The sequence below is a fragment of the Planktotalea sp. genome, from assembly GCF_049680325.1.
Taxonomy (GTDB): Bacteria; Pseudomonadota; Alphaproteobacteria; order Rhodobacterales; family Rhodobacteraceae; genus Planktotalea.
Window position 1 is genome coordinate 1 of record NZ_JBAUHO010000045.1, and the last position, 9,469, is coordinate 9,469.

Annotated in this window: 9 protein-coding genes, 1 tRNA gene and 1 pseudogene; 5 read left to right on the forward strand and 6 right to left on the reverse strand. The window is 56.1% G+C overall.

Annotated elements, in window-relative coordinates:
* Together WBC85_RS01985 and WBC85_RS01990 are read right to left on the reverse strand one after the other, a co-directional pair.
* Positions 1 to 610 (reverse strand): M48 family metalloprotease (locus tag WBC85_RS01985; RefSeq protein WP_424433007.1); only part of this gene is annotated, 610 nt, incomplete at its 3' end.
* 39 nt (positions 611 to 649) lie between these two features.
* A complete protein-coding gene (locus WBC85_RS01990) occupies positions 650 to 865 on the reverse strand; it encodes a hypothetical protein (RefSeq protein WP_424433008.1) in 216 nt (71 codons plus the stop codon).
* A 131-nt stretch (positions 866 to 996) separates the two neighbouring features.
* Between WBC85_RS01990 and WBC85_RS01995 the strand changes: the two genes are divergently transcribed.
* Positions 997 to 1,260 (forward strand): DUF2312 domain-containing protein, encoded by a 264-nt coding sequence (locus WBC85_RS01995; RefSeq protein ID WP_424433009.1) that lies wholly within the window; start codon positions 997 to 999, stop codon positions 1,258 to 1,260.
* 12 nt (positions 1,261 to 1,272) lie between these two features.
* Here WBC85_RS01995 and WBC85_RS02000 read toward each other — a convergent pair whose 3' ends face one another.
* Entirely contained in the window at positions 1,273 to 2,154 is an 882-nt protein-coding gene (locus tag WBC85_RS02000) for a hypothetical protein (protein ID WP_424433010.1), read from the reverse strand.
* Positions 2,155 to 2,242: 88 nt separating this feature from the next.
* Between WBC85_RS02000 and WBC85_RS02005 the strand changes: the two genes are divergently transcribed.
* Positions 2,243 to 3,904 (forward strand): ABC transporter permease, encoded by a 1,662-nt coding sequence (locus WBC85_RS02005; protein ID WP_424433011.1) that lies wholly within the window; start codon positions 2,243 to 2,245, stop codon positions 3,902 to 3,904.
* 69 nt (positions 3,905 to 3,973) lie between these two features.
* Positions 3,974 to 4,049 (forward strand) — tRNA-Thr (locus WBC85_RS02010).
* Between the two features lie 98 nt (positions 4,050 to 4,147).
* Here the strand turns inward: WBC85_RS02010 and WBC85_RS02015 are convergent.
* Genes WBC85_RS02015 through WBC85_RS02025 form a run of 3 tightly spaced genes read right to left on the reverse strand, consistent with a single transcriptional unit; the run spans position 4,148 to position 8,124 of the window.
* The gene (locus WBC85_RS02015; protein WP_424433012.1) at positions 4,148 to 4,933 is read right to left on the reverse strand and encodes a carnitinyl-CoA dehydratase; all 786 of its coding nucleotides are present in this window, start codon (positions 4,931 to 4,933) and stop codon (positions 4,148 to 4,150) included.
* Positions 4,930 to 6,960, reverse strand: a complete 2,031-nt coding sequence (locus WBC85_RS02020) for an acetate--CoA ligase family protein (RefSeq protein ID WP_424433013.1) — start codon at positions 6,958 to 6,960, stop codon at positions 4,930 to 4,932. The genes WBC85_RS02015 and WBC85_RS02020 overlap by 4 nt, the downstream gene beginning before the upstream one ends.
* Positions 6,961 to 6,963: 3 nt before the next feature.
* Positions 6,964 to 8,124 carry an acyl-CoA dehydrogenase family protein gene (locus WBC85_RS02025; protein ID WP_424433014.1) on the reverse strand — a complete coding sequence of 387 codons (1,161 nt, stop codon included), beginning with the start codon at positions 8,122 to 8,124 and terminating at the stop codon, positions 6,964 to 6,966.
* A gap of 169 nt (positions 8,125 to 8,293) precedes the next feature.
* Here WBC85_RS02025 and WBC85_RS02030 point away from each other — a divergent pair, with 169 nt between their 5' ends.
* Both WBC85_RS02030 and WBC85_RS02035 read left to right on the forward strand, forming a co-directional pair.
* Positions 8,294 to 9,286, forward strand: a complete 993-nt coding sequence (locus WBC85_RS02030) for a type I glyceraldehyde-3-phosphate dehydrogenase (RefSeq protein ID WP_424433015.1) — start codon at positions 8,294 to 8,296, stop codon at positions 9,284 to 9,286.
* Positions 9,287 to 9,296: 10 nt separating this feature from the next.
* Positions 9,297 to 9,469, forward strand: a pseudogene (locus tag WBC85_RS02035) (phytanoyl-CoA dioxygenase family protein); the annotation flags it as partial.

Here is a 9,469-nt window from a genome sequence, read left to right on the forward strand (position 1 = left end):
ATGCAGGCGCGCGCCCGGAGTGGCTTTTGGTCAGAGCGTCCAGCTTTTGGAAAAGCGATATTTGCGGCGCGATACCGATCCCGGCCTTGGACAAAAGTGCGGCGGCATAGGCATCGGCCTCGTATTCATCGCTGCGCGATAGGCGCGCGGCCAGAAGCGAGGTGAGCATATTCGCCACCCAAGGCCCGACACCTGGGATAAAGCGGCCAATCACCATCGCAAGCGCTGTGCGCAGGGCATTCTGACCCGAAAAATCGATCATCCGGCGGCGCGAATGCCCCAAGGCAACATGACCTAGTTCATGGGCGATAACCGATGCGATTTCTTCGCCCGACACATCCCCATCTAGAAATTTCTTATAAAATCCGCGTGTTATGAAAATACGCCCGTCAGGCGCGGCAAGGCCGTTTACGGGATCAATCTCGTAAATATGTACGCGAATACGTGGCAGATCGAGCGCTTTTGCCATGCTTTGCATAATGGGTTGCAGCGCGGGATCCGCCAATTCGCTCGATTGCGCATCCAGCTCTCGGCTCGTGCGCCAAACCGAAAAGCGATACATTGCCAATCCGTAAAGGACGGCCAAAAGGATGGGCGTAAACTTTAACATATTCTTGATATGTGGCCCAAGCCCGGTTTGGGCAAGCGATTAGCCAAGGAAAATTCCAACAATCACCATCATCAGCCCGATAACGGACAAAAACAGCGACCCCAGATTTAGCGGCAGCACCTTTTGCACAGCAGCGCGCAGTTCTTCGTCGTTCAGTCCCGCTTTGCGCGCGCGGTTCACTTTGATGATGCTCAAGATCAAGCCGATCAATCCCAAGCATGAGATTGCAGCCCCAGTCCAAATCAACCCGTCCATCGCCATTTCCTTTGCGTAAAAACACCGCGCATCGCCTAACCTGCACGCCGCCCGCTCGCAAGCCCTTGCAGCCTAGCACACGGACCGCTAGGGGAGAGGTTCAACAGATTTTCCAAGAGCGGAGTTCACCAATGTCAGATGTAATCAGCGATACCAGCTACCGTGTGACCGCAGATGAATTGCGTCAGTTTGTAGAGCGCCTGGAGCGTTTGGATCAGGAAAAAAAGGACCTTGCAGAGCAAAGCAAGGAAGTTATGGCCGAAGCCAAAGGGCGTGGCTATGACACCAAAGTTCTTCGCAAAGTCATCGCGCTGCGCAAACGTGAGCCAGATGATATCGCCGAAGAAGAAGCGGTGCTGGAAATGTATAAAGAAGCGCTTGGAATGCAGGGTTAAGCCTGCACGCGCCTACGGGCTGAGCAATGTGACGCCGGGGATACGGCTGATTTCAAAGATATCTTCTTCGTATTGCTCGGTCAGTTGATCGATAAGCGGTTCTGTCCAGCCTTGCAGATCGACCTCTTCTTCAACCATATCGTCGATGGCGAATTTGTCTAAAAACGCGGTGATAACCCGCCGCGTTTGCATTTCTGTCATGTCTGGATGGCTTTTCAGATAACTTCCGAAGCGGGTCATGCCTTCAGGGCTCATGATTTCCGAAAGCAGATCAAAGCCGCCCTCGATTGGTTCGTTGGCCGCTAGGCCCGCGATCTCGCGGATCAATTCGCCCCAGATCAGCGGCGTATCTTCATTGCACCAGACGGTCACGCGCACGTTGGGCGCTTCTTGCCGGATCGATGTAATCAGATCGGACCAATAGATATCGCGCGGATCAGCGCCGTCGATGAATTCGACAAAATGCGTATGCGGGGTCGCGGCGAACATGGCGGGCAGGTGGGTCGCGGGATTGCGAATTCCTAGAAAGAGCTCGATCTCGTCCTCAGCAAAGAGCTGCGACAGATGACCAAGGCGCGAGCCTGCCAAAGGATAAATCCGCCCTTTCTGAAAGCCGAGTTTGGGAACGCAAAAGAAGTTTTCGCTGTGCAGGAACAGGCGGTCCACCTCATCGGCATCCACGTCCATGATAGCATCCAGAAATGCCATGCGGGAATCCGGTCCAGCAGGGCGTTTGGATAGCGCCTTTACTGTCGCGCTTAGCAATTGGCGGTAATGGCGCGGGCGCGGCAATGCGATACCGCGCTCCTGGAACGCTGTGCGGTTCTTGAACAAGGTTTTAAGAAGCCGCCCGTCATCGGTACAGTGGGCGCCTGCGTGGAGAATAACCTGCATCAATGCCTGCTTTTCGCTGATCTACTTTGGCGGTTTACTATAAGGGCTTTTCTGGACAGTTAAACCGATTTCCGTCAGAAGACCTCTGATGACACAGATTGAGACATCTCCCTCGCATTTTGCGCGCCTGCGCTTGGTTTTGCCAAGCCCGTGGTCCGTTGGGGCGTTGGTGATTGCCGCACTGGTCGTCGCACCAATTGCTGCGGTGGTTTGGATCGCGTTGTTCCCCAGCGAAAACATCTGGCCACATCTTCTGTCGACAACGCTGCCGCGCTATCTGAAAAATACGCTGATCCTGATGCTAAGCGTCGGTGTTCTGGCCGGCATGGTCGGCACAGGCGCGGCATGGCTGATTGCGCGCTACCAGTTTTTCGGCGCGCGTTGGTTGGAATGGCTTTTGCTGTTGCCCTTGGCGATCCCTGCCTATGTCGGAGCCTATGCACTGGTCGATTTTCTGGAGTACGCTGGGCCGGTTCAAACCGCGATGCGCGATCTTTTTGGTTGGCAAAGCGCACGCGATTACTGGTTTCCTGAAATACGCTCGCGCGGTGCGGCGGTTCTGGTGCTAAGCGCCTCGCTTTTCCCTTATGTCTATATCATGGCGCGCGCCGCCTTTCGCGAACAGTCAGGTTGCGGTGAAGAGGTCGCGCGCTCGCTCGGGGCGGGGGCTATCGCGCGCTTTGTGCGCATAGGCCTGCCTATGGCGCGCCCGGCTATTGCTGCGGGTATGGCGATTGTGATGATGGAAACCGTGAACGATTTTGGCACGGTTGACTATTTCTCTGTGCAAACACTGACCACAGGTATTTTCAGCGTTTGGCTGGAAAGTAATAACGCAGGCGGAGCGGCGCAAATCGCCAGTACAGTGCTGCTTCTTGTAATTCTTTTGGTGACCCTTGAAAAGCTTTCGCGTCGGCGCAGCCGGTTCTTTGCGCTCTCGCGCAGTCATCGCGGCGTGATCAAAACAAAGCTGGTTGGTACGCGTTCTGCCGTTGCTTTCATCATGTGTTTCATTCCTTTTGCTTTGGGCTTTATCCTGCCGGCTGGTGTGATCCTCGGTCATGCGCTCGACAATACAGAGCGTTGGCACGATCCTGCCTTGCTAAGTGCGCTTGGAAATACGCTGACCGTTGCCGGAATTGCGGCGCTTGTAACCGTCACGTTAGGTCTATTCATGGTCTATGGCATGCGCCTGTCCGAGCGAAGCCTGCCGCGTTTGCTGATGCCGATCACCAGTATTGGATACGCGGCGCCCGGCGCAGTTCTTGCTGTTGGTATCCTTGTGCCGCTTGCTGCGCTCGATCACGCCCTTGCAGACGGGTTGGAGGCGCTGCTCGGCGTTGATTTCGGGCTTTTGCTCACGGGGTCCGCTTTTGCGTTGATCCTGGCCTACTGCGTGCGCTTCTTCGCAATTGCCCAAGGGGCGGCAGATGCTGCGATGGGACGTGTTTCGCCCAGCCTGCCCATGGCGGCGCGCTCGCTCGGACGCTCGAAGGGGCAGGTGCTTGGCGCGGTCTATCTCCCCTTGATCCGCGCTTCTGCGTTGTCATCCCTGTTGTTGGTCTTTGTAGATTGCGTGAAAGAGCTGCCAGCCACCTTGTTGCTGCGCCCGTTTAACTATGACACGCTCGCCACGCGGGTGCATGACCAAGCAAGTCTGGAGAACCTTGGCGATGCGGCACCAGCCGCTGTTTTGGTGATCGGAGTGGGTCTATGTGCTGTCGCTTTGCTCGCCAGATCGAGCCGTTGAATTTTTTTTGCAGTTTTGTGAAAAACCCTCTTGCGAGTACGCCCGTCTCTTTGTATTCCGCCTCGCAGTGCCCCTATAGCTCAGCTGGTAGAGCAATTGATTTGTAATCAATAGGTCCGCGGTTCGAGTCCGTGTGGGGGCACCATTTTCCAAAACATTGAGTCTGAAGGTAACCTTTTCCGGCTTTTGCCTTTCGACTTCCCCATCGGGTATGTCAAAAGGGACCTCGCGTTTCAGTGTTCTTTAGCGTCCTTTCCAAACTGGATCACGCTTCTCGGCAAAGGCGCGTGCGCCTTCTAGCTGGTCTTCGGACGTATAGAGCGTTTCGACAGTTTTGAACTGGCTCTTTGTGATCTTGTTGAGCGCGTCCTGGAATTTCATATCCTCTGCTTCGCGCACCACTTCTTTGATCGCAGCGTAGACGAGAGGGGGCCCAGACGCGAGCAGTTGGGCAAGTTTACGCGCTTCGCTCATCAGATCGCTGGCAGGGTAGATGTGGTTTATCATCCCCCAGCGCGCGGCTTCCTCTGCGTCCAGCCAGCGCCCTGTGAGCAACATTTCCATAGCGATATGATAGGGGATGCGCTTGGGAAGTTTGATGCTGGCGGCGTCGGCCACTGTACCGGAACGGATTTCGGGCAGTGCAAAGCTGGCATGATCGGCGGCAAGGATCATATCTGCGCTCAAGGCGAGTTCCAGACCGCCGCCGCAGCAAATACCGTTCACAGCGGCGATCACTGGTTTGTTGAGGTGTGGCAGTTCTTGCAAGCCGCCAAAGCCGCCAACGCCGTAATCGCCATCAACCGCATCGCCATCTGCCGCCGCTTTAAGATCCCAGCCCGGGCAGAAGAACTTGTCACCTGCGCCTGTAATGATTGCAACGCGCAGATCGGGATCGTCGCGAAAATCTCTGAAAACCTCACCCATGATCCGGCTGGTTGCCAGATCAATTGCGTTTGCTTTCGGGCGGTCCAGCGTCACTTCCAGGACCTGTCCGTTGCGCGTGGTTTTAATCGGCGTATCGCTCATGCAATGTCTCCTTTAACGATGAGTGCATCCACCGCGACGGCGTGGCTTGGTGTGCAGATCAGCGGGTTGATCTCAACCTCCTGCACTTGGCCATGATGCGCAATGACATATCTTTGAACGGCATCAATTGCGTGCCAAAGCGCAGCGCGATCAATTCCGGGCGCACCGCGATAGCCATCCAGCAGCGGCGCGCAGCGCAGGGTCCCTAGGGCCATGGTGACGCTTTGCTCACTTGCGGGTAACAAGAGCGAAGCGGTGTCTTGCAATAGTTCGGTCTGCGTGCCGCCCGCGCCAAGGGTCAGAACATAGCCATGTGCAGGGTCGAGTGTGACTGCGACAAGCAATTCCACAATGCTATTTTGAACCATTTCTTCAACGAGGTAGGCTTTAACATTCATGTCACGAGCGGCGTCAATTGCGGCCTGTTTGCTTTGCAAGGACACGCGCACTGCGCCAGCTTCTGATTTATGTGCAAGGCCAAGACCTTTGACAACATAGGGGGCGTTCAGGGTCTGAATGGCCTCTTCAAGCTCGGCCAGCGTAGCGGCGACGCGTGCCTTGGGAATGGGAAGGCCATGCTCGGCCAATGCCTGTTTGGCGTCGTGCTCGCTTATCACGGCGGGCGCTTGCGGCGTGAGCGGTACAAGAATGGCACCGTCGTCATCGCGGATCGGCCCTGCCAATGCCAAGGCCTTTAATGCCGGGGCCATGCCGTAGAGCGGGACAACCCCTTTGGACAAAAGCGCTTTTGCGATTGTTTCAGGCATTGTGTCTGGAAGGGAGGCTAATATGGCGAGCGGGACTTTGCTTTGTGCCGCGCATTCGGTGATTGCTTTGAGCGCATTATCCCAATCATCAAGAGTGCAGCGATCGGGGCGCGGGAAGTCCAGAACGACGATTCCCATCGCGATATCGCTGTCAAACAAAGCGCTGAAGGTTGCGCGCATTGCCGGAACGTCATTCCAGATATAGGTGTGGTAATCCAGAGGGTTAGCAAGGGCAACTTTCGGCCCTAACGCGCTGCGCAGGGCGGTTTTCTGAGGCGGTTCCAGCGCTGGATAAGAGATGCCTGCACTCTGTCCCAAGTCGGCCATCAAGCTTGCTTCGCCGCCCGAGCAAGAGGCCGAGGCAAACCGTTTGGAGCGCAGTGGACCTGTGACGTGCCAGATTTTCAAGAGTTCTAGAAACACTTCGAGGTCTTGGGGCTGTGCGAAACCGAGCCGTGAAAAGAGCGCCTCGGCGCCGGTGTGGCTACCGGCAAGCGATGCCGTGTGCGAGACAGAGGCAAGCTGGGCTTGCTCGGAGCGACCGATCTTGAGAACACAAATGGGCTTTTTCAGCTCATGTGATAGTTTGGATAGCTGCTCCAATCCTCTGATATTGCTTACACCTTCGATATGGAGCCCCAAACAGGTAACGCGCGGGTCGCGAAGTAATTCACAGCCGATCTCGGCAAGGTCGGTCTGTGCCTGATTGCCCGCAGTGACAACATAGGCCATCGGCAAAGCGCGGGTTTGCATTGTCAGATTGATCGCGATGTTGGAGCTTTGCGTAACAATGGCGACGCCGCTTTGCACGCGCTCACCACCGTGTTGATCCGGCCAGAGCGCCGCGCCATCAAGGTAGTTCAACATTCCGTAACAATTTGGACCTAACACAGTCATATCACCAGCGGCGGCAAGGAGGGCCGCCTGTAGATCTGCGCCATCTGCCATCTCTGCCGTGGCCTCGGCAAAGCCGGACGCGAAACACACAGCGCCGCCTGCACCGCGCTGGCGCAGGGCGGTTACGGCCTCGATCGTGGCGTTCCGGTTCACGCCCAGGAAACTTGCATCTGGCGCATCGGGCAGCGCATCGATGCTTGGAAAGGCTTGTTTGCCTGCGATGGTTTGTTTGTTCGGGTGAACAGGCCAGATGTCGCCCTTAAACCCGATTCCTTCACAGGCTTTGATTACATTGCTGCACCAAGCACCGCCGCCAATCACCGCGATAGAGCGCGGCTGGAGCAGACGTTTCAACCCGTTCATCTATTAGGCCCCAAGCGGGCGAAGCAGATCGCGGCTGATGATGTGGCGCTGAATTTCGCTGGTGCCATCCCAGATGCGTTCAACCCGTGCATCGCGCCAGAACCGTTCAATCGGGTAGTCATCCATCAGGCCCATGCCGCCATGAATTTGCAGCGTTGTATCAGTAACGCGCGCCAACATTTCCGTCGCATAAAGCTTTGCACTTGCGATCTCACGGTTTGCAGGCAGGCCCTGATCCAAACGCCACGCACCAGCCAGCGTCAGCCAATCGGCGGCGTCGATTTCAGTAATCATATCCGCGATTTGAAAGCTGACGCCCTGGAATTTACCGATCTGTTGGCCGAATTGCGAGCGCTCGGCGGAGTAGTTCAAAGCATAGTCAAAACAACGTCTTGCGCGGCCTACGGAAAAGGCGGCCACGGTAAGGCGGGTCGCATAAAGCCATTCGTTCATGACTGCAAAACCGCCATCGACTTCGCCCAGAACTTGCGCGTCGGGAAGTCGGCAGTCGGTGAAATCGAGTACATAGTTCTTATAGCCGCGATGCGAAACAGATCGGTACCCTTCGCGCGCATCAAAGCCAGGCGTGCCGCGATCAACGAGAAATGCAGTGATCCGTTTCTTTGGGCCTTTTGGTGTTTGATCCTCGCCGGTAGCTACGAAAACAATAAAGAAATCAGCGTGTTCGCCACCCGAGATGAAATGCTTGGAGCCGTTAACAACCCAGTCACCGCCATCGCGCACCGCGCTGCACTTCATACCGCGCACGTCCGATCCGGCCGCAGGTTCGGTCATCGCAAGTGCGTCCATCTTTTCGCCGCGCACAGCAGGGAGCAGATAACGCTCGCGCTGCTCACCCTCGCAGGCCATTAGAATATTCTGCGGGCGGCCAAAGAAATGCGTAAGGGCCATGCTACCACGTCCCAACTCACGCTCGACGAGGGTGAAATCAAGATGGGAAAGACCCGCGCCGCCAACCTCTTCGGGGAAGTTGCAGGCGTAAAAACCCAGATCAATCACTTTCTGTTTGATCTCTTCGCCCAGCTCATGTGGCACTTGTCCGCTTTGCTCAACAGACGTTTCATGCGGGTAGATCTCATTCTCGACGAAACTGCGCACAGTATCGACGATCATGTTCTGCTCTTCACTTAGTCCAAACTGCATCGCGCTGCCTCATGTTGCTGTGTTGTTTGCATAACGTAGCAGCACTGCCGTCGGCGCCTGCTTAGCTGCGACATTGATGGTCTTTTTTTGAAGCCGCTGACAAGTGCCAGTTTAGCTTGGTACAATTGAACGCTTGGAGTGGGCACAGCTTTGCGCAAAGACTTGCATTATGAGTCGCAAGAAAACAACGATTGCCCTGAACGGGTTTGGTCGCATCGGCCGTTCGATCCTACGCATCTTGCGGGGACATGATCTGCCGTTTGAACTGGTTATGATAAACGACATCCAACCGCTGGCGACCTGCGCCTATCTCTTTGAATACGATAGCGTATTTGGAAAGTATCAGGGTGAAGTCGATGTTGCGGAGGGCGCGTTGATCCTGGATGGCGCGCGCATCGCATTCCATCATACCGATAACTTGAACACGCTGGATTTGTCGGGCGTTGATGTCGTGCTGGAGTGTACCGGCCTCGCAGGAAACCGCGCGATTGCGACGCGGGGACTGGATGCAGGGGCAGGGGCTGTCCTGATTTCGGGGCCCTCAGATACGGCCGATCAAACTATTGTGCTTGGTGCGAACGAGGCCGAATTGGGCGATGCACGCATTGTTTCAAACGCTTCTTGCACCACAAACGCGCTGGCCCCATTGTTGCGGGTGCTGGATCAGGCCTATGGGGTTGAAAGCGGGCACATGACCACCGTTCATTGCTATACAGGCAGCCAACCCACGGTCGATAAACCCGGCGCGGATTTCGCGCGCAGCCGTGCTGCGGCCTTGTCGATGGTGCCAACCACGACCAGCGCACAGCGCTTGACCGACGAGGTGCTGCCGCATCTTGCAGGGCGCATTGAAGCGCGCGCTATTCGCGTACCGACCGCCAGCGTGTCGGCGATTGATCTGACCGTACAAACCCGCGCAACAGTGACAAGCGATGCGGTGCGCGCCCATCTTAAAAGCGTCTCTACAGGCCCGATCATCGGCTGGACGGAAAAACCGCTGGTGTCATCGGATTTGCGCATGCGCCCGGAATCGCTCGTCCTTGTCGGGCCCGAGCTTTCCGTTTCTGTCGGCGGCTTGCTTCGGGTGTTCGGTTGGTATGACAATGAGTGGGGCTTTTCCATGCGTATGCTGGAACTGGCCGCGCGGATGGCAAACAGATAGGGAGAACAGTATGCACCCAATGGTGAGCGAAGAGCAGATCGAGGCCTTTCAGCGCGATGGCGTTATACTGATTAAAGGCTTGTTTGCAGATCATGTTGAGACTTTGCGTGCAGGTGTGCAGCGCAATATGGATGAGCCTGGCCCCTATGCTGCTGAAAATCTGAAAGCGGGCGAGGGTGGGCG

Excerpts from the sequence above, each read along its gene's own strand:
- WBC85_RS02020 (WP_424433013.1), bottom strand. The coding sequence starts at position 6,960 with ATGAACGGGTTGAAACGTCTGCTCCAGCCGCGCTCTATCGCGGTGATT.
- WBC85_RS02005 (WP_424433011.1), top strand. The coding sequence starts at position 2,243 with ATGACACAGATTGAGACATCTCCCTCGCATTTTGCGCGCCTGCGCTTG.
- WBC85_RS02015 (WP_424433012.1), bottom strand. The coding sequence starts at position 4,933 with ATGAGCGATACGCCGATTAAAACCACGCGCAACGGACAGGTCCTGGAA.
- WBC85_RS01990 (WP_424433008.1), bottom strand. The coding sequence starts at position 865 with ATGGACGGGTTGATTTGGACTGGGGCTGCAATCTCATGCTTGGGATTG.
- WBC85_RS01995 (WP_424433009.1), top strand. The coding sequence starts at position 997 with ATGTCAGATGTAATCAGCGATACCAGCTACCGTGTGACCGCAGATGAA.
- WBC85_RS02025 (WP_424433014.1), bottom strand. The coding sequence starts at position 8,124 with ATGCAGTTTGGACTAAGTGAAGAGCAGAACATGATCGTCGATACTGTG.
- WBC85_RS02000 (WP_424433010.1), bottom strand. The coding sequence starts at position 2,154 with ATGCAGGTTATTCTCCACGCAGGCGCCCACTGTACCGATGACGGGCGG.
- WBC85_RS02030 (WP_424433015.1), top strand. The coding sequence starts at position 8,294 with ATGAGTCGCAAGAAAACAACGATTGCCCTGAACGGGTTTGGTCGCATC.